This window comes from Synechococcus sp. 65AY6A5, from assembly GCF_002760415.1.
Taxonomy (GTDB): Bacteria; Cyanobacteriota; Cyanobacteriia; order Thermostichales; family Thermostichaceae; genus Thermostichus.
Genome location: NZ_AXUW01000001.1, coordinates 1,413,237 through 1,437,131, shown reverse-complemented (window position 1 = coordinate 1,437,131; position 23,895 = coordinate 1,413,237). Strand labels below are relative to the sequence as shown.

At 61.0% G+C, this 23,895-nt stretch carries 20 protein-coding genes and 1 pseudogene; 14 read left to right on the top strand and 7 right to left on the bottom strand.

Translation table 11 applies throughout. The annotated features are described in order from the left end of the window. Positions 1 to 249: 249 nt before the first annotated feature. Both SYN65AY6A5_RS06850 and SYN65AY6A5_RS06845 read right to left on the bottom strand, forming a co-directional pair. Complete coding sequence (locus SYN65AY6A5_RS06850) at positions 250 to 924, bottom strand: DUF3318 domain-containing protein (protein WP_011429819.1); 675 nt, start codon at positions 922 to 924, stop codon at positions 250 to 252. A 175-nt stretch (positions 925 to 1,099) separates the two neighbouring features. Further along, positions 1,100 to 1,591, bottom strand: a complete 492-nt coding sequence (locus tag SYN65AY6A5_RS06845; RefSeq protein WP_099884135.1) for a YajQ family cyclic di-GMP-binding protein — start codon at positions 1,589 to 1,591, stop codon at positions 1,100 to 1,102. A 118-nt stretch (positions 1,592 to 1,709) separates the two neighbouring features. Between SYN65AY6A5_RS06845 and SYN65AY6A5_RS06840 the strand changes: the two genes are divergently transcribed. Both SYN65AY6A5_RS06840 and SYN65AY6A5_RS06835 read left to right on the top strand, forming a co-directional pair. Then, complete coding sequence (locus SYN65AY6A5_RS06840) at positions 1,710 to 2,552, top strand: SDR family oxidoreductase (protein WP_011429821.1); 843 nt, start codon at positions 1,710 to 1,712, stop codon at positions 2,550 to 2,552. A 112-nt stretch (positions 2,553 to 2,664) separates the two neighbouring features. Further along, positions 2,665 to 3,027 (top strand): FHA domain-containing protein, encoded by a 363-nt coding sequence (locus tag SYN65AY6A5_RS06835; RefSeq protein ID WP_011429822.1) that lies wholly within the window; start codon positions 2,665 to 2,667, stop codon positions 3,025 to 3,027. Here the strand turns inward: SYN65AY6A5_RS06835 and SYN65AY6A5_RS06830 are convergent. After that, on the bottom strand, positions 3,024 to 4,289 hold the full coding sequence (locus SYN65AY6A5_RS06830) for a lipopolysaccharide biosynthesis protein (RefSeq protein ID WP_240531004.1): 1,266 nt from the start codon (positions 4,287 to 4,289) through the stop codon (positions 3,024 to 3,026). The two genes, SYN65AY6A5_RS06835 and SYN65AY6A5_RS06830, sit on opposite strands and share 4 nt — an antisense overlap. A 121-nt stretch (positions 4,290 to 4,410) precedes the next feature. Here SYN65AY6A5_RS06830 and mrdA point away from each other — a divergent pair, with 121 nt between their 5' ends. The 5 genes from mrdA to SYN65AY6A5_RS06805 all read left to right on the top strand — a co-directional run bounded on the left by mrdA (position 4,411) and on the right by SYN65AY6A5_RS06805 (position 9,994). Next, positions 4,411 to 6,291 (top strand): penicillin-binding protein 2, encoded by a 1,881-nt coding sequence (gene mrdA / locus SYN65AY6A5_RS06825; protein ID WP_099884555.1) that lies wholly within the window; start codon positions 4,411 to 4,413, stop codon positions 6,289 to 6,291. 332 nt (positions 6,292 to 6,623) lie between these two features. After that, the gene (locus SYN65AY6A5_RS06820; RefSeq protein WP_011429825.1) at positions 6,624 to 6,941 is read left to right on the top strand and encodes an HU family DNA-binding protein; all 318 of its coding nucleotides are present in this window, start codon (positions 6,624 to 6,626) and stop codon (positions 6,939 to 6,941) included. Next, positions 6,916 to 8,157, top strand: a complete 1,242-nt coding sequence (locus SYN65AY6A5_RS06815; protein ID WP_346426044.1) for a threonine-phosphate decarboxylase — start codon at positions 6,916 to 6,918, stop codon at positions 8,155 to 8,157. Before SYN65AY6A5_RS06820 ends, SYN65AY6A5_RS06815 begins: the two co-directional genes overlap by 26 nt. 26 nt (positions 8,158 to 8,183) lie before the next feature. Next, a complete protein-coding gene (locus tag SYN65AY6A5_RS06810; protein WP_011429827.1) occupies positions 8,184 to 8,849 on the top strand; it encodes a hypothetical protein in 666 nt (221 codons plus the stop codon). A gap of 380 nt (positions 8,850 to 9,229) precedes the next feature. Continuing rightward, complete coding sequence (locus tag SYN65AY6A5_RS06805) at positions 9,230 to 9,994, top strand: hypothetical protein (protein WP_240527877.1); 765 nt, start codon at positions 9,230 to 9,232, stop codon at positions 9,992 to 9,994. 200 nt (positions 9,995 to 10,194) lie between these two features. Here SYN65AY6A5_RS06805 and SYN65AY6A5_RS06800 read toward each other — a convergent pair whose 3' ends face one another. Further along, entirely contained in the window at positions 10,195 to 11,271 is a 1,077-nt protein-coding gene (locus tag SYN65AY6A5_RS06800) for an ABC transporter substrate-binding protein (protein ID WP_099812296.1), read from the bottom strand. 18 nt (positions 11,272 to 11,289) lie between these two features. Between SYN65AY6A5_RS06800 and nadC the strand changes: the two genes are divergently transcribed. From nadC to SYN65AY6A5_RS06785, 3 genes are all read left to right on the top strand, one after another. Then, entirely contained in the window at positions 11,290 to 12,132 is an 843-nt protein-coding gene (gene nadC / locus SYN65AY6A5_RS06795) for a carboxylating nicotinate-nucleotide diphosphorylase (RefSeq protein ID WP_099884133.1), read from the top strand. Between the two features lie 156 nt (positions 12,133 to 12,288). Further along, positions 12,289 to 13,221 carry a quinolinate synthase NadA gene (gene nadA, locus SYN65AY6A5_RS06790; RefSeq protein ID WP_011429831.1) on the top strand — a complete coding sequence of 311 codons (933 nt, stop codon included), beginning with the start codon at positions 12,289 to 12,291 and terminating at the stop codon, positions 13,219 to 13,221. Between the two features lie 37 nt (positions 13,222 to 13,258). Next, complete coding sequence (locus SYN65AY6A5_RS06785) at positions 13,259 to 14,779, top strand: FAD-binding protein (protein WP_099884131.1); 1,521 nt, start codon at positions 13,259 to 13,261, stop codon at positions 14,777 to 14,779. Here the strand turns inward: SYN65AY6A5_RS06785 and gndA are convergent. The 3 genes and pseudogenes from gndA to tnpA form a co-directional block, all read right to left on the bottom strand. After that, positions 14,776 to 16,185 (bottom strand): NADP-dependent phosphogluconate dehydrogenase, encoded by a 1,410-nt coding sequence (gndA, locus tag SYN65AY6A5_RS06780; RefSeq protein WP_099884129.1) that lies wholly within the window; start codon positions 16,183 to 16,185, stop codon positions 14,776 to 14,778. The two genes, SYN65AY6A5_RS06785 and gndA, sit on opposite strands and share 4 nt — an antisense overlap. A gap of 90 nt (positions 16,186 to 16,275) precedes the next feature. Continuing rightward, a complete protein-coding gene (locus SYN65AY6A5_RS06775; protein ID WP_099884127.1) occupies positions 16,276 to 16,773 on the bottom strand; it encodes a pentapeptide repeat-containing protein in 498 nt (165 codons plus the stop codon). Positions 16,774 to 16,867: 94 nt separating this feature from the next. Further along, positions 16,868 to 17,262, bottom strand: a pseudogene (gene tnpA, locus SYN65AY6A5_RS06770) (IS200/IS605 family transposase). A gap of 35 nt (positions 17,263 to 17,297) precedes the next feature. Between tnpA and SYN65AY6A5_RS06765 the strand changes: the two are divergent. The 4 genes from SYN65AY6A5_RS06765 (at position 17,298) to SYN65AY6A5_RS06750 (ending at position 23,824) form a co-directional block, all read left to right on the top strand. Beyond that, on the top strand, positions 17,298 to 18,401 hold the full coding sequence (locus SYN65AY6A5_RS06765) for an RNA-guided endonuclease TnpB family protein (protein ID WP_099812285.1): 1,104 nt from the start codon (positions 17,298 to 17,300) through the stop codon (positions 18,399 to 18,401). Between the two features lie 76 nt (positions 18,402 to 18,477). Next, the gene (gene larC / locus SYN65AY6A5_RS06760; RefSeq protein WP_099884125.1) at positions 18,478 to 19,671 is read left to right on the top strand and encodes a nickel pincer cofactor biosynthesis protein LarC; all 1,194 of its coding nucleotides are present in this window, start codon (positions 18,478 to 18,480) and stop codon (positions 19,669 to 19,671) included. A 211-nt stretch (positions 19,672 to 19,882) separates the two neighbouring features. Beyond that, positions 19,883 to 21,877, top strand: coding sequence for an ABC transporter ATP-binding protein/permease (locus SYN65AY6A5_RS06755; RefSeq protein WP_011429836.1), 1,995 nt, complete (start codon positions 19,883 to 19,885; stop codon positions 21,875 to 21,877). Between the two features lie 168 nt (positions 21,878 to 22,045). Beyond that, positions 22,046 to 23,824: an NADPH-dependent assimilatory sulfite reductase hemoprotein subunit gene (locus SYN65AY6A5_RS06750; protein ID WP_099884123.1), complete on the top strand. Its 1,779-nt coding sequence runs from the start codon at positions 22,046 to 22,048 to the stop codon at positions 23,822 to 23,824. Positions 23,825 to 23,895 lie beyond the last annotated feature (71 nt).

Below are 23,895 nucleotides of genomic sequence, written 5' to 3'. Positions count from 1 at the left end.
CGTCAGCGTCGCGTAGTGACAACGGAAACGGACAGAATGCTATCGCTTCACCGCTGAGCAGTAATGCTCAGCAGTGTTCAGCGTAAATGTATCAGCTTCCCTGACTGGTTTCCGCCGTGGGTTGCACGGTGGCAGCATGCTGAGACAAGTCAGTGAAGCGTGAAGCCGGTACGCTATCGGTTCGCGCAGCGTGGCGTCACCCATGTTTGAGGGTCGGGAGTCATCCCCCACCTAGTTTGCAGGAACTGCTCAACGCTGAAAGGGATTTTGGTAGGGGTTGGGGTTCTGGCCCTTGTTGCGGTACTTGGGATTGATGGTCAAGGTGCCGGATCCCAGGCCCCGCTGCGCCAGAAACTCCAGGTTGCGGCGGCGCATGGTGGTGTCGTAGTCGTTCTTGACGCGATCTTCCAGGATGGCCACCTGCTGCAACGCGCTCAGCAAAATGGCAGCCGCCTGTTCGGAGGTGTAGCCATTTTGGGAGGCGTAGCGCACGGCAAACTCGTCGGCTGCCACCTGGGCCTTCTGGCCTTTCTCTGCTTTGCGCAAAAGAAACACCGCCGACGCCGCCAAGCCGGCTGCCAAGCCCACGCCCAGGTTATCCCCCATCTGCAACTCCACCAAAATGCCCATGCTGCCGGCCCCGATCAGCGCGGGATACAGCAACAGGGCCGACCAGTTATCCCCCAAGGCCAGCTCGGTGGCCATCACCGCTTCCCGCAAAAAGTAGATCTTTTGTTGGTCAGGGCTCAGCTTCTGCCAGCGGCTGAGGTCAATGGCGAAGCGGGTGTACTTCTGCCAGGGGAAGCGCCAGAGCGGCTGCACAACCCGAGATTGGTCAGGGGTGCCGATCTCGATCTGCACCTCGGGGCGGATCTCCACCGGGAGAAACTGGATCAGGCGATCGAACTCAGAGATAGTGTACATACTGGCACGGCAGAGTCGCGGCTGGAGATGGAGATCATCCCCATAGTAAGGGATCCTAGCTTTTTCTGCAGACTGGTTCCAAGAGAGGCTGTGGCGATGGGATGGCGAGAGCCGGGATCGCTCTGCACCAATCCTTATCATCAACCAGGGATCCCCCCGACTTTGTATCGGCTCTCTATCGGTAATTGACAAATTGGAGCGCCACCGGGTAATCCTGCTGCTTGAGCATTTGAATGACCGCCTGCAGCTCATCTTTGTCTTTGCCGGAAACCCGCACCAGATCCCCTTGAATGGAGGGCTGCACTTTTTTGAAGTTGTCGCGGATTTGTTTGGCAATCTGCTTGGCCAGCGCCGCATCGATGCCCTTTTTCAGCCGAACCACCTGGCGCACCCGGTTGCCGCCGGCACTCTCCGGAGGTTGAAAGTCGAAGATCTTTAGGGAGAGGCCCCGCTTGGCCGCCTTGGTGAGGAGGAGATCGCGAATGGAGTTGAGAGCCATCTCGCTGGCGGTGGTGATGGTCAGGGATCCCTCCTCCAGCTCGATTTCTGTCTGAGTATCCTTGAGGTCATAGCGCTGTTTGATCTCCCGCCGGGCTTGATCCACGGCATTCACCAGTTCCTGCCGGTCGAAGTCGCTGACGATATCGAATGAGTAGGTAGAGGCCATAAACTGTATCTTCGCTACCGCTCCGTATCTTAAGCCCTCAGGCCAAGCAGGGATCCCCAACCCCCAAAGAAGCTACAACAGGTAAAGGGATCCCAGTCCAGATTTGCGGAGAAGCAGGATGGCCGATGTTGTTTTAATTACAGGCGCTTCCGAAGGCATCGGCAGGGCCACGGCCTTTACCTTTGCCCGTGGCGGCTACCGCTTGGCGCTGGCTGCCCGTACCGCCGAAACCCTGAGACAAACCGCCATCGAGCTGGAGCAAAGCCTAAACGCCGAGGTCTTGGCCGTTCCCACCGATGTCACGCAGCCAGAACAGGTGCAAAACCTGGTGGAGAGAACCCTAGAACGCTATGGCCGCATCGATTGCCTGATCAACAACGCCGGCATCTGCCTGAAGGGCCCTTTTTTGCAAACCACCCTGGAACACTGGCAGGCGCTGATGGCGGTCAATTTTTGGGGCTACCTGTACACCATCCGGGCCGTGCTCCCCGATATGCTGAAGCGCAAAAAAGGTCAGATCATCAACGTGGGATCGGTCGGCGGCAAGATGCCCCTGCCCCAAATGAGCGCCTATTGTGCCAGCAAGTACGCGGTCAGTGGGCTGACGGAGGCGCTGCGGCTGGAACTGCAACCCCACGGGATCCAGGTGATCGGCGTCCATCCGGGCATTGTCAGCAGCAATTTTCTCAAGCGAGCCATTTTTTTGGATGAGGGGGGGCCGGAGTCCTCTCCCGATGGCCAATCGCAAGCCTCAGGTGGGAAAGCCCGCGAGCAAATGCAACAGGCGCTGGAGAGTTTTTGGGCCAGCCGGCCAGAAGAAGTGGCCGCAGCCATTTGGGACGCCGCTCGCCAGTCCAAGTCGGAGGTGGTGGTGGGCATGGCCCAATGGGCAGTAGGAGCCTATGCCCTTTTCCCAGAGCTGGTGGGCCCGCTGCTGCAAAGGGCCGCTGGCCGACCTTGAGATTTGGCAGGTCATCTTAGGCGATTCTGCAGCTCTGCCAATTCTGGAGTCGAGCTTCTATTCTATAGTATGGTGCTAAGGTTAGATTCGGGCAGTTGCAGCGGAAGGGATTATGGTTGATTCTGCGCCTTCTCCTCCGAGTGCTCAGCAGCACATCTTGGTCGTGGAGGATCGAGATGGCCGCCGCAGCCAGGTGCTGACCTCTGCGAAATACTTCATTGGTCGCGACCTGGCCAACGACATCTGCCTTAACTCCCAGTACGCCTCCCGCTACCACGCCATGCTGCTGCGCGTTCCTGCTGAGAAGGAGGGAGAGTACTACTACCGCATTCTCGATGGCGATCTGGAGGGTAGGCCCAGCACCAACGGCCTGCTGATCAACGGCCAGAAAATTTCTACCCACCAACTTAAGTCGGGGGATGTCATCAGCTTTGGTCCGGACGCCAAGGCCACCTACATCGTCAAGACCTCCTAGTTCGAGCTGGGTTGGCCTCCCTCTGGAAAGCGCAATTGCTGTCGAATTAGCAGCAGCAAGGCCAGCACCAGCGCCACTTCTGAGAGCAAGGTGGCCGAAGCCGCCCCTCGCCAACCCCACCTCGGGATCCAAACCGCATTCAAAAGCCCGTTGAGCCCCAGAGCCAGCAGTTGCAGGCGGCTGCGGGGCTTTTGCAACCCTGACCCGGTGAGCAGGTGAGACAGCAGCAGGTGGATCCCCTCCAGCAAGATCACCGGGCTAAGCCAGCGCAAGATGAGGGCCGTCTCTTGGTAAGCCGACCCCAGCACCCAAGGGATCCCGTAAGAGCCCAATGCCACCCCCAAGGCGGCCAAACTGCCGTAGCCCGCCACCCAAGGGGAAAGGTGCCAGGCGTAGCGGCAGCCCTGCGGCAGGCTTTTCTGTCCTTGGCGGCACAGCTCGGCAAAGTGGCTGGTGAGCAGAGCGATCATCGGCGTTTGCGAAAAGTTGATCACCCGGTAGGCAGCGCTGTAGAGCCCCCCCGCTGCTGCCGAGGCCAGGCGGGGCAAAAGCAGCTTGTCCAGGTCGGTGAAGGTTTTGGCCGCCGCCAGCCCCACGGCAAAGTCCCAGCCCGCCACCAGCCGTTCCCCCAGATCTCTCCAGACCAGGGGGGGAGAAGGCTTGCTCCACCGCCCCATCCCCCGCGCCATCAGCAGCAGCACCGCCAGCACCATCAGCCCGTAGAGAATGGCCCATTGGGTTAGGGATCCCCAGCCCAAGGCCACCGCCAGCAGCACAGCCCCCAATCGCCCCAGCGCCATGCCGGTGTCGATGAGGGCCACGCCGGCAACTTGCTCTTGCCCAATCAGGATCCCTCGGTACACCTCAGGAATGGCGATAAACAGCAGGTCGCTGGCCAGCAGGATCCCTACCAGCAGGGGAGAAGTCTCCGCCAGCCAGAGGCTCAGGAGGGGCGCCAACAGCAGCGCCATCCCGCCGCAGCCCAGTCCGGCCAGCCACAGGCTGGGACTGATCTCCGGGGCAGCCGCGGCAGATCTCCGGTTGCTTAGGCGCTGGATCAGCAATTCCGATTGGCCCCAGTAGCCAAAGGGGGCAGCTAGGTTGCTGCAGGCCAAAATCGCGGAGAACACTCCAAAAGCTTCCGGCCCCAACAGCCGCGCCAGCAGGATGAAATAGGCCCCGGACAACCCCAGGCGCAGGCCATTGCCCACCATCAGCCAGGCAGCCTGGCGCAGCCGTTGTCGTTGCCCTGCCCTATCCACGCGGCCCTCCTGGACGAAGCTTGCCGCAGCCGGGGATACTGGAGGGAGGCCGAGACGGCCCGCCCAGACGTGTGACGTTGTGCGCTGGGTGGATGAGTTGCAACTTTTGCAGCAATTCTTCATGGCCAAACTTTACCCTGTTGGCGGCCCCGCCTCATCGGCGGGACGGGATCCGAAGACCCTGTTTTCTCTCCACTCCAGGCCCCCCGACCCGCGCCGCGTCCTTCCCCCGCCGCCCAGGAGCCCTCGCTGGCTGGGATCCCCGCCAGCCAAAGCGGTGGGCCAGGGCTACCGAGCTGTTGTCTTGCTCCTGCTGGCCAGCGTGTTGCTGTTTGGAGGGCTGGGATCCCGCCTGGCCTACCTGCAACTGGTGCGCACCCAGTATTACCGCCAGTTGGCCGATACCAACCGCATTCGTCTCTTGCCCCAGCCGCCGGAACGGGGGCGCATTGTGGATCGCAACGGCGTGTTGTTGGCGGGCAGCCAGCTCTCCCACTCGGTCTTCCTGTGGCCGCTGGTGCAATCGCGGCAGGGCTGGCAGGAGACGATCCCCAAGCTGGCCCGGTCCTTGAACATGGCTCCCGAAGAGATTGCCCAAAAACTGGAGCGGGCGGGCTATCGCTCCCCGTTTCCGGTGCGCATCCTGCGCAACGCCAGCCCCCAGGTGGTCACTCAACTGGAAGAGATGAGCCGCGAGCTGCCGGGGGTGATGGTGGAGGCAGAGACGGTGCGGTTTTATCCCCATGGCGACCTGGCCGCCCACCTGCTGGGCTATACCGGCGAGATCTCGCAGGAACAACTGCGGGCCGATCCCAGCTATCGCCTGGGGGATATCGTCGGCCTGATGGGCGTGGAGGAATTGTTCGAGAGCCATCTGCGCGGCCAATGGGGCGGGCGCCAGGTGGAGGTAGACGCCATGGGAGAAGTGCTGCGGGTGCTGGGAGAGCAAGCGCCTCGACCGGGCAACACCCTGCAGCTGACTTTGGATGTACGCCTGCAGCAGGCAGCGGAGCAGGCCCTGGGCCAGCAGAAAGGAGCAGTGGTCGCCATGGATCCCCGCGACGGCTCGATCCTGGCCATGGCCAGCTATCCCACCTTTGATCCCAACCTCTTTTCCAGCCGCATCACCCAAGCCCAGTGGGAGAGCCTGCAACAGCGGGACTTCCCCTTCCTCAACCGCGCCCTGCGGCCCTATCCCCCCGCCAGCACCTACAAAATCATCACCACCGCCGCCGGGATCGAGTCGGGAGCCTTTCCCCCGGATACGGTGCTGCAGACCGGCCCCTACATCCAGGTGGGCGGGTGGAGGTTCTGGGACTGGAACCGGGCCGGTTTCGGGCGGCTGAACTACCGCCAGGCGATGGCCTACAGCAGCGACACCTTCTTCTACCAAATTGCCCTGGGCACCAAGGCCGCCCCCCTGCAAGAATGGTCGCGCCGCTTCGGGCTGGGGCAATTGACCGGGATCGGCCTCAAAGGGGAAGCTGCTGGGCTGGTGCCCGACGCCGAGTGGAAACAGCGCCACTGGCGCGAGCCCTGGTACGTGGGCGATACGGTCAACATGTCCATCGGCCAGGGATTTATCACCGCCACGCCGCTGCAGATGGCGGTGGTAACAGCAGCGGTGGCCAACGGCGGCTGGCGGGTTCGCCCCTTGCTCTCGCAGCAGGTGATCCCGGAAAGCCCCGTGCCCCTGCGGCAGAAGGTGGGTCTTTCCCCCGCCACGCTGGAGATCCTGCAGCAGGGGTTGCGGGATGTGGTGGTCTACGGCACCGGCGGCAACGCCAACCTGGGGCCGGGCTTTCCCCCCACCGCCGGCAAAACCGGCACCGCCGAGGATCCGCCGCGGCGCTCCCACGCCTGGTTTGTCGGCTATGCCCCCTACGACCGGCCCGAATTGGTAGTCGTGGTCTTTCTGGAAAACAGTGGCGGCGGGGGTGGATCCCGGGCCGCCCCGATCTTCCGCGAGGTGATGCGGGCCTACTTCCAACGTGACTCGTGAGGCCCTGGGCGCGACTTGCCCCGGCATTCGAGGGGAGTGGATATTAGGATTATCGGTTGATCTCTCTTTGTTCCCAAAAAATTCCACTCAGCCCCCCTAAAATCCCTTCTCCAACCGGCTTCTGCCCTAACTTGGCTGTAGAATATGTCAGTGATTTGGAGCCAAACTGCCACAATCCTGCCATTCGCGCCAGCGGCGCCTTGGCGCAGTGCAGGGCAAGCCCCGCTCCTAAAAACTGAGAACACTCTGGGCCGTGGTTGCTTCGCAGCACCTCGCAAGTACGCGGCCAGAGTCTGTTTTAACCCTATTGCCTAACTCACGAGGAGATCAGGATGAACAAGGCAGAGCTTGTGGATGCCGTCGCTCATCGCGCCAACGTAACCAAAAAAGAAGCTGAAGCTGTCCTGACGGCGGCGCTGGAGATCATTGTCGAAGAGGTCGCATCCCGCGATGAAAACGGTGAACCCAAAGGAAAGGTGACCCTGGTGGGCTTCGGCTCCTTTGAGGCCCGCAAGCGCAAACAACGGGAAGGTCGCAACCCGAAGACCAACGAGAAGATGGTGATCCCAGCCAGCATTGTCCCGACTTTCACTGCAGGCAAAACTTTCCGCGATGCGGTGGCAGGTGGCCACAAGTCTTCGGGAGTTTGACGGGATCCCAGCCGTTCGCGCTCCTCAGGCGGAGTTCTCTCAGCGAACCTGGGCTTTGGGATGGACAGGCGTGCAACGGCCTCAGCATGGTGGCAATCGCGCTTGGGGGGCAGCCATTGCCGGCTGCCCTGCCGAGGCTATTTTGGATTTTTCGGCCAGCCTCAACCCCCTGGGTCCGCCGCAGTCGGTTTTGCAAGCTCTGGCTCGGGCCCTGTCGGCGTCGGATCCAGTTGCGATTAGCCGCTATCCGGATCCCGACTACCGCGAGCTGCGGGCCTGTTTGGCGCAGCGCTGGGCGGTCGATCCGGAGTGGATCTTCGTGGGCAACGGGGCGGCGGAATTGCTCACCTGGGCGGCCCGCGATGCCCAGGGACGGGAGGTTTGGCTGCCCCGGCCGGCTTTTGGGGACTATGAGCGGGCCCTGCGGGCGGCGGGTGTAACCCTCAGGGGTTTGGATCTTTTGCCCTCTCAGGGATCCCCCCCCTTGGCCTTGCTGCAGAAAGAGATCCGGGCGGACAAGACAGGCCGGGTGCTCTGGCTAAACAATCCTCACAACCCGACGGGCCGGCTTTTCCTCCGGCAAGACATCTTGCCCCTTCTGCCCCAGTTCGAGCAGGTGGTGGTGGATGAGGCTTTTATGGACTTTTTGCCAGGAGACGCCCCGCAGGAGCTGCCCCCTCTGGACGCCAGCTCAGAGGTGGGAGAGCTGCCCCGCAGCCAGACTTTGATCCCTCACCTGGAGGCCCACCCCAACACCATCGTCATCCGTTCGCTGACCAAGTTCTTTACCTTGCCCGGCTTGCGCATCGGCTTTGCTGTGGGGCATCCGGATCACTGGCGGCGCTGGCGGCAGTGGCGGGATCCCTGGAGCGTCAACGGATTGGCGGCGGTGGCGGCGGCGGCGGCTCTGGCAGATGAAGACTTTCGCCGGCGCACCCTGGCCTGGCTGCCTACGGCGCGGGAGCATTTGCTGAGAGGTCTACAGGGGCTACCCGGCTGGGATCCCTGGCCCGGCCAAGCCAACTTTGTGCTGGTGCGCTGCCCTGGCTCCGCTACGCAGATTCAAGAAAAGCTGTTGCGGCAGCACCGCATCCTGGTGCGGGATTGCCTGAGCTTTCCAGAGCTGGGGGATCGCTATCTGCGCATTGGCCTAAGAACCCTGCCGGAGCAGGAGCAGTTGCTATCGGCCTGTCGAGAGATCTTGGAAAATAGCTAGAGAGCTTCTTTCTGGCGAGAGGGATTATGGTTGAGGTGGTGACTCCCCTTTGGCGGGAGTGCGAGGCCTCTATCGTGAAGGGGGTGGCCCACCACAGCGATCTGGAACTGCTGCGAGCCTTTCAACGGCAGCCGCAGGCGGCGCGCTACTTCATCGCCCTGTTTTGCCGCTACTGCGCCTGGGTGGATGGGATCCTGGCCGAGCATCTGCCCCCGGAGCAGCGGGCTGCTTGGCGAGAGGAGGTTTGGCTGCGCCTGTATGCGCGCCTTCAGCATCTCGATGTCCGCACGCTCCAGAGCGAGGGGGGCGGGGATCCGGTGCTGGCACCCTGGCTGGCGGCGCAAATCCGCGAGCTGATCTGGCCTTTTGCGGGGCGGTCTGACGGCGCTGCTGAGGGTGAGGCTGCCCCTCCTCAAACTGCGAGCGCTGGTGCAGCGAAGCCCCCTCTTTCGCCGGCATTGGCCTGTTACCTGAGCGCGGCTCTGGACAACTTGCCGGGAGATATGCGCTTTATTCTGCTGCTACGGGATCGGTTTGGTTGGTCGCCGGAGCGCATCGCTGCCCAGCTCAAAGCTGACAGGTACTACCTCGCCCCAGAGGAGGTGGATGCCATTGTTGCCTCCGCTCGCCAGCTCCTGCTTCAGCATCTGCCGGCAGATGTGCGCGCCCTCTATCTTGCGGCCAATCCCTAGAAGAAGGCCTTCGGCTTGTGGCATGGTAGTGATGGCTTGCCTTTGTCCCTGGGGTTGGCTCTGTGGTTAAGCGGTTCTCGGGTTCAGCACCGGATCGGTTCTGCTGGCTTCCTAGCTCTTAGTCTAGCGAGGGTGAGTTGCCTATGAGTTTTTCTCCACTTCCCTCAGATGCTACTCGACCCCTACCGAGGGCCCCGCAAGCCCAGCCGACTCCTCAACTGACGCTTCAGGAAGCGCTGAGCTGCTTGCATCTGGATGAGCTCAAGGAATTGGAGCGATTTCGCCTCTGGCAACGTTTGCAGCGCAGGCCATCTGTCCCCTTGCCGTGGGCAGATCCCCTTGGAAGCGATATCCCCGTGGAGCGCTCTTCACCTGTGCTGATGCAAGAAGTCGTGGAAGACTTGGAGGAGGAAGAAACGCCACGGCCGGCGGGGGTGCTCTCCCCTCTTTGGGTCTTGCTGGTGTGGGCCCTCTCCTGCGCGGGGATCGGCTTTGGGGTGCGCTGGCTGATCTGGCCGGAAGAGCTGTCGCTTCCCCAAACCGCTGTCCTGGCCCACAAGACGGAAAAAGGGATCCCTGCCCAGGTGGATTTGGCCCGGTTGCCCTTGCTTCCCCTGGAGCCGCTGCCAGGACAGGTAGGGGAAGAGTTCTATTCAGGTGGGCTGGATCCCAGTCAGTTGGCGCTAGGGTTGGCCAACACTCCCAATCTGGAGGAGCTGCGGGTCGATCCCCTTCAGGATGTCGCCAACTTGTTGGACAGCCTACAAACCAACTTGGCCGCGGCTGCACAGAAACCTGCTCCTTCCCGCCCGAAAACAGTGGAGAAAGTGGCAGCCAGCCTGGAGCGCCCCTCCCAGCCCAAAGTGGCCACTGTTTCAGAATCTTTGCTCACGGTGCCCCTGCACAGCAACGATCTCGATTCCTTGGGGCCTAACCGCGGCGAAGGAACTTTTTTGGTGCTGACCACCTACTCCGGAGAGGAAAGCTTGGCGCGAGCTCGGCAAGTTGCCAATGACGCTTTTGTAAGAGATGTGAACGGCCAGAAGTTCGTGCAGTTGGCAGCATTTGAACAACTGGAATATGCCCGCTACCACGCTGAAACTTTGAAGAACAAGGGCTTCAACGTCACCATTGCCGAGCAGTAGCTTTGGCCAGCGGTCGGCAGGATACCCGAAGGTTAGTTACAGCCATTCATTGACAAGTAGCAGTGGAGCAGTGAGATGCCTAGTCCCCCTCTCCCAAAGGGAGAGGGTCTGGGGGTGAGGGCCTTTGGCAGAGCGGAACGGTCGGCAGCCCCCTCCAAACCGATGCAATCCCCTCCCCCTTCCCTTTTTTGCAACCTGACCTAGCTTTTGTAATAGGCAGTGCCTTTGTTGACAAAGTCCAACGTGTAGGCGGCTTGGTAGTTAATGGTTGGCTCAAAGACACCCGCCACTGTCATGCTCTCGAAGAAGCTTTGCCAACGCTCGTGGGTCATGGCGCCAATGCCCTTTTCCAGGGCATCGCCAGACAAAATGATGCCGTACTCCTTCAGCTTCCCAAAGCTGTAGGCCAACTGCTCATCAGTCATCTCCGGGTTATCCTGCTTGATGAGGCGGTAGGCGGGGCGGGGATCCTCCAAAAAGCTGTACCAGCCCTTGATAGAAGCATCCACAAACCGCTGCACCAAGTCAGGCTTGCTTTCCACCAGTTGGCGCCGCGTCTCGATGGTGGTGGCATAGGGGTTGTAGCCGTAGTCGGCCAGGAGGAAGACCACTGGCTTAAAGCCTCCTTGTTTTTCAATGGCAAAAGGCTCAGAGGTGAGATACCCCTGCTGGGCCGAGCTGGGATCGGCCAAGAAGGGGCCAGGGTTGAAGTTGTAGGGGCGGGTTTGGTCGTCAGTAAAGCCGTACTTGGCTTTCAGGAAGGGCCAGTAGGTGGTAAAGGCCCCCTTGGATACGAAAATGGGTCGGCCCTTGAGCTCCTCCAGGCGCTGGGTGCCGGGATGGGCGAGGAGAACCTGGGGGTCTTTTTGGAAAATAGCCGCCACGCAGATAAGCGGGATCCCTTCCCGCACAGCGTTGATGACCCCTGCGCTTCCCCCCATGGCAAAGTCGGCGGCTCGGCCAGCCAAAATCTGGGTGATGTTGACGCCAGGGCCACCCATTTTGATGGTGACGTCTAGCCCATACTCGCGGTAAATGCCTGTGGCCACCGCCTGATAAAAGCCGCCATGCTCGGCCTGGGCATACCAGTTGGTAGCATAGGAAACTCGCTCGAGCTTGGATCTCTGGGCCACTATCAGAGTGGGGGAAGCCCGTCGTTGAGCCTGAGCCCCTGCTGCGGCCAGCCAACTGCCTCCAAGAGCGGCAGCTCCTGCTTTGAGCAGCTGACGACGGCTGAAGGTGCCGCCCTTGGGTCTAGAGGATCCAACCGAGGCCATAGGTAACTAAAGCGAAAGATGACGCAAGCATTATACATCCCGGAGGAGACCCTGTGTGCCTGGCTACAAGAAGATCTCGGCCACGGCGATCTCACCAGCGAGCTGACCCTGCCCCCCAGCGTTGAGGGGGAGGCGGTGATCCTGGCCAAGGAGCCAGGGATCCTAGCTGGCCTGGAAATTGCCAGGCGGGTTTTCCGGCTGGTGGATCCCCAGCTAGCGTTCGCCTCCCAGGTAGAGGAGGGAGCCTCTGTTGTCGCTGGCCAGGAGGTAGTCCAGATCAAGGGATCCCTGCGGGGCATTCTGGCGGCAGAACGGCTGGCGCTGAACCTTCTCCAAAGGCTTTCCGGCATTGCCACCCTCACCCGCACCTACGTAGAGGCGCTGCGGGGAACCTCAACCCAGCTTCTGGACACCCGCAAAACTACCCCCGGCTTGCGCGCCCTGGAGAAATACGCCGTGCGGGTAGGGGGCGGCAAAAACCACCGCTTTGGCCTCTTCGACGGCATCTTGATTAAGGAAAACCACATTCGCGGTGCCGGCGGCATCTTGGCAGCCGTCCAGCGGGCCAAAGCAGGTGCCCCCCACCACCTCAAGGTCGAGGTTGAGGTGCGCAACCTCCAAGAGCTGGAGGAGGCTTTGGCGGCAGGCGCCGATCTCATCCTTCTCGATAACTTCCCCTTGGAGCAGATCCGGGCTGCCGTTCAACGGGTAGGGGGGAAAGTTCCCCTAGAAGCCAGCGGCAACATGAACCTAGAGCGCGCCCGGCAAGCAGCTGAGGCAGGCGTGGATTACATCAGTGTGGGGGCCCTGACTCACTCAGCCAAGGCCTTGGATCTCTCCTTGCTCGTGGTGCGGCCCTGAGGTTTGCCCCAGGGAGCGCTGTTTCTAATGCTAGGCTAGGTAACGATCCCGCCTAAAGCAGGAAGGCCAGTTGCTGCCTGCTGGCAACTTCTCCTTAGCCCCGCACCAGTCCAGCTCTGCACCCGTGGCCGGCCCAGCCAAAACAGAAGGTTCACCATGACCCAAGAAACCCTTGTCCAGGAAATTGCTCGACTCAAGCAGGAAAGGCAGGCCGTTATCCTAGCCCACTCCTACCAACTCCCCGAGGTGCAGGAAGTGGCGGACTTTGTGGGAGACTCCCTGGGCCTGGCCCGCGAGGCCCAAAAGACAGATGCCCAGGTCATTGTCTTTGCTGGCGTCCACTTCATGGCCGAGACAGCGGCTATCCTCAACCCGGAAAAGACGGTGCTGCTGCCGGATCTGGAGGCGGGCTGCTCTCTGGCCGACAGCATCCGCCCAGAGGACGTTCTGCGCTGGAAGGAGGCCAACCCCGAGGGGCTGGTGGTGGCCTATGTCAACACGGCCGCCGAGATTAAAGCCATGGCCGATGTCTGCGTTACCAGCGCCAACGCTGTGCAGGTGGTGGCCAGCCTGCCGCCGGATCGCCCCATCTTCTTTGTGCCGGATATGTTCCTGGGGGCCTATGTAGCCCAGACAACGGGGAGGGAGTTGGATCTGTTCCCCGGCGAGTGCCACGTCCATGTGGGCATTCGCGAGGAGCACCTCAAGGCAATGGCAGAGAAGCACCCGGAGGCGGAGTTCCTCATCCACCCCGAGTGCAGTTGCGGCTCCAGTTGTCTATTTCTCAAGCCGGACGCCAAGCTCCTTTCTACCGAGGGGATGGTGCGTTATGCCAGAACTTCGGCCAGCCGCGAGTTTGTGGTTGCCACCGAAGTGGGCATTCTCCACCGGCTGCAAAAAGAGGCCCCCGATAAGACCTTTATCCCCGTCAAGGCGGACGCCGTCTGCGAGTATATGAAAAAAATTACCCTGGAGAAGATCTACCGCTCCCTAGTGGAGATGCGCTACGTGATCCAGGTGCCGGAGGCGGTGGCCGAAAAAGCCCGCAAGTCCATCCTGGCCATGCTGTCAGTGCCTGCTGGAGCCTAGAGGGAGCACCCTTGGCGAGGGTCTGTTTTGTCCAGTGTTGTCTACGTCTTTCCTAGCGGAAACAGACCTCTTGATCCTGGGGGCAGGGGTGGCAGGGATCTATGCAGCCCTGTGGGCGGAAGCAGAGGGAGCCAGAACCCTGGTGGTAAGCAAGGATCCCTTGCCTTCTGGATCCACTCCTTGGGCGCAGGGGGGGATAGCTTTTCCACTGGATGCAGCAGATGTGGAAGCCCACCTCCAGGACACCCTGCAAGCAGGCCGTGGCTTGGTAGAAGCAGAGGTGGCTCGCTCCATCTTGCAGGAAGCGCCCTTTCACCTGGAGAAGCTCTTGTCCTGGGGGCTCCCCTTCCATCCGGAGCCGGTGCGGGAAGGGGGACACTCGCGGGCGCGGATACGCCACCTGGGAGGGGATCGGAGCGGGCTGTGGCTCCTCAAGGGCTTGCTGGCCCGCCTGAGCAAGCCGCCTTTGCAGGGGTACACGGCCCTCAGTCTTTTGATGACCGAGGGGAGAGTGGCAGGGGTCTTGCTCCTGGGTCCTGAGGGACTGGTGCAGGTGAGGGCGGGGGCGGTTCTCCTGGCTACAGGCGGGTTTGGCAGCCTCTTCCCCCTCTCTACGGCGCCGCCGGGAGCTAGCGGCGATGGCATGGCCTTGGCCTGGCGGGCAGGGGCCATCCTAAGGGATCTGGAGTTTGTGCAGTTTCACCCCACCGTCCTGCCCAATGGAGCCCTGGTCAGTGAAGCTGCCCGAGGGGCAGGGGCCGTGCTCCTCAATGCCTGGGGGGAGCGCTTTATGCCTCGTTATGCGGAGCTGGAAGAGCTGGCGCCGCGGGATGTGGTGGCCCAGGCGGTGTTCTGGGAGCGGCAGCGGACGGGGGGAGTTTACCTTGACCTCCGGGCTGTGCCCCATCTGGAAGAGCGCTTTCCCACCGTGGTTGCCTCTGCCCGCGCTTTGAGGCTGGATCCCGGCAAGGATCCCCTACCGGTTGCTCCTGCTGCTCACTACGTCATGGGGGGGGTGCGAACGGATGCTTTTGGCCGCACTGGCCTGCCGGGCCTCTATGCTGCCGGGGAGGTGGCCTCCACAGGGTTGCACGGGGCAAACCGTTTGGCTTCCAACAGCCTTTTGGAAGGGCTGGTCATGGGCAAGCGAGCTGCTCTGGCTGCCCTGCGGGACCTCCAGGAGCCCCCCCTTCAGGTGCAGGCTCTACCTGTGCTGACAGCGCCGCCCTCTCTACTTCCCCAGCTCAGGCAGCAAGCAGAAGAAGCCCTGGGGGTGGTGCGGGAGGGAGAGCGGCTGCGGGCTTTTCTGGCTTTTGCGGAAGCCCTGCCCCTGGAGGAGAAGCCGTGGGCCAGTCGGGAAGAGGTCGAGGCCGGGAGTTTGCTGTTGCTGGCTCGCTGGGTAGCCCAGGGGGCTTTGCTGCGGGAGGAAAGCCGGGGATGCCATTTCCGCAGGGATTTCCCCCAAGAAAGGGAGCCTTTCCACACCGAAGTGTGGGGCTCTACGTTTAAGCAAGCGCCGCTGGATCTGGCGGCTGCCCCAGGGCGGGGCCCTGCCTAGGCGTTCCAGGCGTGGTGGAAAACCCCCGGCCTGTCGATGCGCTCAAAGGTGTGGGCCCCGAAGAAGTCCCGCTGGGCTTGGGTGAGGTTCTGGGGCAGCTCGGCGGTGCGGTAGCTGTCGTAGTAGGCCAGGGAGGCGCTGATGGCCGGGATCGGGATCCCCAAGGCTGCTGCAGTGGCCACCACTCGCCGCCAGGATCCCTGCCGTTCCTGGATGGCCCGCTTAAACTCCTCATCCAAAAGGAGGTTGACTAGCTCCGGATCCCTTTGGTAGGCCGACTGGATTTTGCCCAGGAGGCGGGCGCGGATGATACAGCCCCCCTTCCAAATGCGAGGGATCTCGCTGAAGGTGTACACATAGCCGTGGGCAACGGTGGCTTGCCTGAGCAGGGCCATCCCCTGGGCATAGGAGCAGATCTTGGAACAGTAGAGGGCGGCGCGCAGATCCTGAAGGAAGCTGTCGGGATCCCCTTCCAAGGTTGTTCCTGGCCCTGGCAACTGCTGGGAGGCGGCCACCCGTTCCTCTTTCATCGACGAGAGGATGCGAGCCTGCACTGCCGCCTCGATGGTGGGCACCGGCACCCCCAAATCCAGGGCGTCCTTGACCGTCCACAGGCCCGTGCCCTTCTGCCCCGCCTTGTCCAAAATGAGATCCACCAGCGGCCTGCCCGTCTCCGCATCCAGCGTCCCCAAGATCTTGGCGGTAATCTCAATCAGAAACGACTCCAGCTCCGTCTCGTTCCAGGCCTGGAAGATCTCCTGCATCTGGGGTGCCGAAAGCTTTAGCCCCCTGCGCATGAGGTCGTAGACCTCGGCAATGAGTTGCATGTCGCCGTACTCGATGCCGTTGTGCACCATCTTCACGTAGTGCCCGCCCCCTTTGGGCCCCAGGTAGGTGACACAGGGCCCGTCTGGCCCTTGGGCGGCAATTTTGGTGAGGATGGGCTCCAGTAAGTGGTAGGCTTCCAGACTGCCGCCAGGCATGAGGCTGGGGCCGTTGAGGGCGCCTTCTTCCCCGCCGCTCACCCCCATGCCGACAAAGTGGATCCCAGTAGGCTCCAGGGCCGCGGCGCGCCGGTCGGTGTCGCTGTAGAGAGAATTGCCCCCATCGATGAGGATGTCGCCCGGCTCCAGCAGCGGTTTGAGCTCGTCGATGAGAGCATCCACCGCTGGGCCTGCCTTGACCATGATCAAGATTTTACGGGGCCGCTCCATTTGTTGCACCAACTCCGGCAGGCTGTAGGCGGGGGTAATCTGTTTGCCCTGGGCTCGCCCTTGGATGAACTGCTCGGTTTTGGAGCGGGTGCGGTTATAGACGACAACTGGAAAGCCGTTGCGTTCGACGTTGAGGGCCAGGTTTTCCCCCATCACCGCCAGGCCGATCACCGCAAAGCTGGGCTTGCTCATGGCTGAGGTACGATCAATGCCTCACCCAATCTAAAGGTCAATCCGGCTGGCGAGGGTCAGGGATCCTGTTTTCTTTACCTTTGCCAGCTTTCAAGGACAGCCGAGACTTGCGCGAGTGGAAACTCCGGTTACGGGATGGGATCCCTCTGCCCGCTGGCACAACTGCCGCAGGGCCGCCCGATCCACATAGGCCTCGCTGAAGTCGGCGCCGGCAATCTGGGCCCCTTCCCAAACGGCCCGCGCGGCGATTGCTCCCCTAAGGTTGGCCCCTCGGAGGTCAGCACCCGCTAGGTTGGCCAGATCCAGCAGGCTGTTGCTGAGATCTGCCCCCGCCAGGTTGGCTCCTGCCAGGTTGGCCTTGGTGAAGGCCACGCCGGCCAGGTTGGCCCCCTGCAAGTCGGCGCCCTGCAGGTTGGCGCTGACAAAGCTACTGCCCCGCCAGTCCTGACCCGACAGATCCTGCCCCTGCAGATCGGCGTTGCTGAAGTTGAGACGGGTCTGGCCACCCGCCGGGGATCCCCACAGGCCCCACAGCAGCAGCGTTGCCCCCAGCAGGATCCCTAGAAGGATGCAAAGTGTTGACGGCATCTGGGATCCCCCCTTTAGTACCTCAGGACGCTTCAAAGGGCTCAACTCCTTCCGCAAGTTCTTATCAGAAAATCTAGGTCTAAAACCCTGCCCTCTAGGGCAGCTTTTCTTGGTTTTGGATGTAGGCCACTAAGAGTTGCAGAGGAGCACCCCCAACACTAGAAGCCAAGTAGCTGGGACTCCACAAGGCATTCTTGCCGCAAGGTTTAGGTAGTTTAGCTTGCCCGTACTTGCGACTCGAAACTCCCTTAAGCACATTCACCATTTGAGAGATAGACCACTTGGGCGGGTAGGCAATTAGAAGGCGGACGTGGTCTGCCTCGCCGTTAAACTCCAAGACCTCAAAGTCCATCTTTCGGGCAACACTCTTAAACGCCTCCGCAATCAAGTTCAAACTCTCTTGAGTGAATATCTTTCGCCTGGATTTGTGACAAACACCAAATGGGCCTGCAGGCTAGAAACACTGTTGCGGTCTCTCCTTAATTTCATGTGCTATCTTGGAAATGCCAACTTGACTCTAGCCCATGAAAGCTCGATACAGGTATAGGTTCTACCCCACAGACCAACAGCGGCAGAAGCTTGCCAAGTTGTTTGGCTGTGTCAGGTACGTCTGGAATGAAGCCTTAGCCCACTGCCAAGCCGTTGGGAAGTATCCAGGGTACAACGCTTTGGCCAAGCGCCTAACCGAGCTCAAGCAATCGATTCCGTGGTTGGGCGAAGTTTCAAGTGTTGCTTTACAGCAATCTCTCAGACATTTGGACAAAGCTTACCAGCGTTTCTTTGCCCAGGAAGGAGGTGCGCCGCAGCTCAAAAAGAAAGCAGCCAAGCAGTCAGCAACGCTAACTAGGGGAGCTTTTTCTATCAACGGTAAGCGGGTTTACTTGGCCAAGGTGGGAGCCATTAAGCCTATTTGGAGCCGACCTTTGCCGAGTACCCCTAGTTCCGTCACTGTAATTAAAGACACTGCCGAGCGTTACTTTGTCAGCTTTGTGGTGGAGACGGAACCTGTTAGCATCCCTGCTCGCTCACCCAGTATTGGAGTGGATTTGGGGATTAAGACCTTCGCCGCCACAAGCGATGGGGCCAAGTTCCCCAGTCCCAACTATAGGCCTCTGTACAACCGTATTGCCCAGCTGCAAAAGCAGCTTGCCAGGCGGGTGAAGGGATCCCATCGGTGGGAGCGAACCCGGCTGAGGATTGCCAAGCTGCACAACCGCATTGCCGACATGCGGCTCGACTTCCTGCACAAGTTGTCAACCCAGCTCACGGTCGAAAACCAAGTCGTGTGCTTGGAAGACCTCAACGTTAGCGGGATGTTGAAAAACCGTCGGTTGTCCAAGGCGATTAGTCAGCAGGGGTGGCATACCTTTCGGGCTCTCTGTGAGGGCAAAGGTGAGAAGTACCAGAGGGAAGTGCGCCTCATCGACCGGTGGGAGGCTACAAGCCAGTACTGTTCGGCTTGTGGCTGGCACTGGGGCAAGTTGGATTTGGCTACCCGTGTGGTGGTCTGTGACGGTTGCGGGGCAGTGCATGACAGGGATGTGAATGCCGCCAACAACCTAAAGCAAGTCGGGATGGGGCATCGCCCGACTCTAAAACGGACGTGGAGACTGCGTAAGACTGGCTAGCCAGCAGCAGTCTGTGAAGCGTCAAGAATCTCTCGCCTTTAGGCGAGGGGAGTATGTCAAGTCAACATGCTTTGGTATGAAAGTAGCTTACTTTGACTGCGCAGCGGGCATTGCCGGCGACATGTGCCTGGGGGCGCTGCTGGATTGCGGGGTGCCCCTGGAGTATCTCAACCAGCAGCTCCAGGCCTTGGGCATCGGGGGGGAATACAACCTGCAGGTGAGTCGCGTGCAGCGCTGTGGGCAGCCTGCCCTGCAGGCGGTGGTGGAGGTGCTGGACGGATCCCTGCCCCCTCGCTCCTGGTTGGAGATCCAGGCTTTGATTGCCGGATCCCGGCTGGCCCCCGCAGTCAAGGCCCGCAGCCTCAAGGTCTTTGAGAAGCTGGCCCAGGCGGAGGCAAAGGTTCACCAGGTGCCCCTGGAAACAGTGCATTTCCACGAGGTGGGGGCTGTCGATGCCCTGGTGGATATCGTCGGCACCTGTGTTGGCCTGGAGTGGCTACAGGTGGAGCGGGTGATCTCCTCTCCCCACCCCATTGGCGGCGGCTGGGTGGACACTGAGCACGGCAAGCTGGCCGTGCCGGTGCCGGCGGTGATTGAGCTGTGGGAAATGGGACGGGTGCCAGTGTTTAGCAATGGCGTAGAAGCCGAGCTGGTCACCCCCACCGGCGCGGCCTTGGCGGTGGCGCTGGCAGAAGCGTTTGGGCCCTGTCCGCCGCTGCGGTTGGAAAAAGTGGGGCGTGGGGCCGGCAGCCGCGAGCTGCCCATTCCCAACATCTTTCGTCTCTGGATTGGCCAGTCCCAGGGGGAAGAGCCGACCGAGATCGTCTCGGTGTTGCAAACTCAGATTGACGACCTCAACCCTCAAGTGATTGCCTATACCTGCGAGCAGTTGCTGGCCCTAGGTGCCTGGGACGTGTTTACCCAGCCCATCACCATGAAGCAAGGGCGGCCGGGAGTGTTACTGACGGTGATCTGCCCGCCGGAGCGGGTGCCGGAGTGCCAAGATCTCATCTTCCGGGAAACCACCACCCTGGGCATCCGCCACTCCCAGCAGCAGCGCACCGTCCTGGAGCGAAGGATCGAGCGGGTGGAAACCCCCTACGGCCTGGTGGACATCAAGGTGGCCTGCCGCCACGGCCACATCGTCAACGCCCAGCCGGAGTTTCGCGACTGTGTGGCCCGCGCCCAAGAGTTCCGCGTGCCGGTCCAGACGGTGTGGCTGGCAGCCCAAGCGGCCTGGCAAAAGCGGCTGCAGGGGGATCCCGCCTAAGAAGGTTGGGCCTTGGACAAGCGCATGCTCGTGCATAAGATCTGGCTGGATATAAGGATTTATGGAGCCAGATCGGAAATGTTCCAGAGTAGGCAACGGGGCTCTTCCTCAGATTCCCGATGGATTGGCTCCTGTTGGACAGAGATGCGGATCCCTGACCTGCTAGCCTGAAAAATATCAATACCCCGCGCTCTTGCCGACAACCGCAACCATGGAATCCCAAGCCGCCCAATTTAACTTCGACCGCCAACTCTGGGATCGCTTTATCAGCGTAGCGCAACCCTACTTCTACCCGCGGGTGCGCTACGGGGGCTGGATCTTCTTCGGCTTGCTAGCAGCATCCATGGTGTTTGTGGTTGCCCTCATGTTTTTTGTCGAGATTGGGGTAACCCTGGTTGGACAGGCTCTTTTTCCAGAGTTCTTCCGCACCCTAGCAGCAGGCTTGGTCGAGCAAACAGAGAGGAATTTAGCCTCGCCGGTGCTATGGGTGGCCGCAGCCAGTTTGGCCCTGAGCAGCCTGGCCTTTGGGCTGGTGTGGCGCCAGATTTGCCGCCGTTGGCTGCAATGGGTGCTGCTGACCTTTTTGCTGTTCCTGTCGCTAACGGTAAACCGGCTGAACGTGATGATCAGCTTTATCTTCCGGTTTATCGACACGGCTCTGCAGCAAAAAGAAGAGAGCACCTTCTGGCAATTTTTGATCATCTATGGCGTGCTGATCATCTCCGCCATCCCCATTTTGGTTATTTACCGATATACACGGCTAAAGCTGGCCCTGTTTTGGCGGGAATGGCTGACCGACTACTTTCTGGATCGCTACTTTGATCGGCGGGCCTACTACGAGCTGGATTCCAACGCCGCTAACACAGAGATCGATAACCCTGACCAGCGCATCTCGGAAGATGTACGCTCCTTTACCGGCACCACTCTTTCTTTTTTGTTGGATATTCTTGACTCCATCCTCACCCTCTACGCCTTTACTGGGATTCTCTACAGCATTTCCCGCCCCCTAGCGGTGGGGCTGGTTATCTATGCTACCATCGGCACCGGGATCGCCATTTTGGCCGGCCGCAAGCTGATTAAAATTAACTTCGATCAACTGCGCTACGAGGCCGACTTCCGCTACAGCCTAGTCCACGTGCGGGACAACGCCGAGTCCATTGCTTTTTACCAAGGGGAAGACCTGGAGCTGAGACAGATCTTGAACCGCTTTGCTGCCGCCTTGCGCAACTTTAATTTGCTGATCATCTGGCAGGCCATTATCGACATTTTTCAGTACGCCTATAACTATTTCACTCGCATTGTGCCCTACGTAATTGTGGCCCCCCTTTACTTTAGCGGCGTGCGCGATTTCGGCACCATTACCCAGGCTACCATCGCCTTTAGCCAGGTGCTGAGCGCCCTTTCGATTGTGGCCAACCAGATCCAGAGCATTTCCAGCTTTGCCGCCGGGATCAACCGCCTGGGATCCTTTTACGAAGCTTTGGAGAATCCTGCCCTGCGCCAGCTGCGCCCTCGAGAAAGTACCATCCAAACCCGCATTGCTCCCCAACTGGCCCTGCAGCAGGTGACTTTGCTAACGCCTAATTCGGAACGAACCCTGGTGCGGGATTTGTCCTTGACTTTAGAGGCGGGCCAACGGCTGCTGATTGTGGGAGCCAGCGGCAGCGGCAAGAGCTCCCTCCTGCGGGCCATTGCCGGCCTGTGGAACAACGGCCAGGGATCCATTGCCCGCCCCGATACCACCGAGATGCTCTTCCTGCCGCAAAAGCCCTACATGCTGCTGGGATCCCTGCGGGATCAACTGCTCTACCCGGGCCGCCGCCGGGATCTTAGCGACGCAGATCTCCTCCGGGTTTTGGCCCAGGTGAACCTGGCCGATTTGCCGGAGCGGGTGGGCGGCTTCGACGTGGAGAAAGATTGGGCTAGCACCCTCTCTTTGGGCGAACAGCAGCGCTTGGCCTTTGCCCGCATTTTGATTACTCAGCCCCGCTACGCCATTTTGGACGAGGCCACCAGCGCCCTGGATGTGGCCAACGAAAAGCTGCTCTACCTGCAACTGCAGCACCTCAACACCACCTACGTCAGTGTCGGCCACCGACCCACTCTCCTGGCCTACCACGATCTGGTCTTGGAGCTGCAGGGCAACGCTGCTTGGAAGCTCTGGTCGGCGGCAGACTACGGCGCCCGCCTGGCGCTGGCCGGCTAGAGATGCTGCCGCAGCTCTCAATCTGCGGCGGCACCCCTCACCCCCATCCCCTCTCCCTCTGGGAGAGGGGGGCAGGCTGTTCTAACCCCAACCCACAGAACTGGACGCGACCCAGGGGAGATGCTACCCTGTTTCACAGGTATTCCGACCGGATTACTGGAGAATCAGATGACTCCCTTTGCCGCCTCTGAGGCCAAGCGCTCCAAGGTGGAGCAGATCAAAGCAGATAGCCACTTCCTGCGGGATCCCTTGCAGCAGGAGTTGGCCCAAGACACCACCCACTTCAGCGAAGCGGCGGTGCAGGTGCTCAAGTTCCACGGTGTCTACCAGCAGGACGACCGGGATCTGCGGCAGCAGCGAAAGCAGGAGGGACTGGAGCGGGCCTACCAGATGATGCTGCGCACCCGCATTCCGGGGGGGCATGTGCCGCCACAGCTTTACTTGACCCTGGATCGGCTGGCGGAGGAGTACGGCAACGGCACTTTGCGGGCCACCACCCGGCAGACCTTTCAATTACACGGGATCCTGAAGAAAAATCTCAAGGCCACAGTGGCCAGCATTATTCGGCAGATGGGATCCACCCTGGCCGCCTGTGGAGATGTTAACCGCAACATCACGGCGCCGGCTGCCCCCTACAAGAACCGGCCTGCCTACCGCTATGCCCAGGAGTATGCCCGCAAGCTGGCGGATCTCTTGGCTCCGAAGACTTCTGCCTACTACGAGCTGTGGGTGGATGGGGAGGCGGTTCCCATCCCGCCGGTGGATCCGGAAGTCCGGGAAGCCGAGCAGTTTGTCGGCAATGGGGTAAGGCTGGAAGGGCCGGAGCCTCTGTATGGCCCAGTCTACTTGCCCCGCAAGTTCAAGACCGCCATCACCGTGGCTGGAGAGAACACGGTCGATATCTACGCCCAGGATCTGGGCCTAATTGTGCTCACCGACCGCAAGGGCAACCTCAAGGGCTTCAACATCGTGGTGGGCGGCGGCATGGGGCGCACCCACGGCAAGGAGGAGACCCAACCCCTTTTGGCCCAGAAACTCTGCTTTGCCCCGCCGGAAGCGGTGTACCGGATTTGCCAGGCGGTTTTGGCGGTGCAGCGGGATCACGGCAACCGCTACGACCGCAAGCAGGCGCGGCTGAAGTATCTGGTGCGCGACTGGGGGATCCGCAAGTTTCGCCGCGTGGTCGAGCAGTACCTGGGGGAAAAGCTATTGCCCTTCCGACGGATGCCCAAGTTTGTCCCCAATAGCGACGACTACCTGGGCTGGCACGAGCAGGGGGATGGCCGTTGGTTTTTGGGCCTCTCCATTGAAAATGGCCGCATCCAGGATACGCCGGAGCGGCAGCTGAAAACGGCCCTGCGCAAGATTGTGGAGGAATTTTCCCTCCACCTGCGGCTTACCCCCACGCAGGACGTGATCTTCATCGACATCGAGGAGGGCCAGCGAGAGGCCATTAACCAGATCCTCAAGTCCCACGGGGTGCTCTCCAAAGAGGAGATCCCGGAGCTGGTGCGGCTTTCCATGGCCTGTCCGGCGCTGCCCACCTGTGGCTTGGCCATTACCGAGTCGGAGCGGGCCCTGCCCACCCTGATCCGCCAGTTGGATCAGGTGTTGCGGGAGCTAGATCTGCAGGATTCGCCCTTTTTGGTGCGCATGACCGGCTGTCCCAATGGCTGTGCCCGCCCCTACTTGGCAGAGCTGGGACTGGTGGGATCCGCTCCCGATCACTACCAGATTTGGCTGGGGGCCAGCCCGCAAGGGGATCGCCTGGCTCAGCCGTTTCAGGATCGGGTGCACATCAGCCAAATTGTGCCTTTGATGAGGATTCTCCTGCAGCTCTACAAACAGGAGCGCCACCCCCAAGAGCGCTTTGGCGACTACTGCCACCGGGTGGGGATCCCCTACCTACAGGCCCAGGTGCAGCGGCTCCAGCAGGTTCAAAGCTAAGGGGACTGCCCCTCCCTTCCTCACTGAGGGCAAAGTGGGTCACTGGTTCAGGAGGCTGCTAGGCTTCCAGG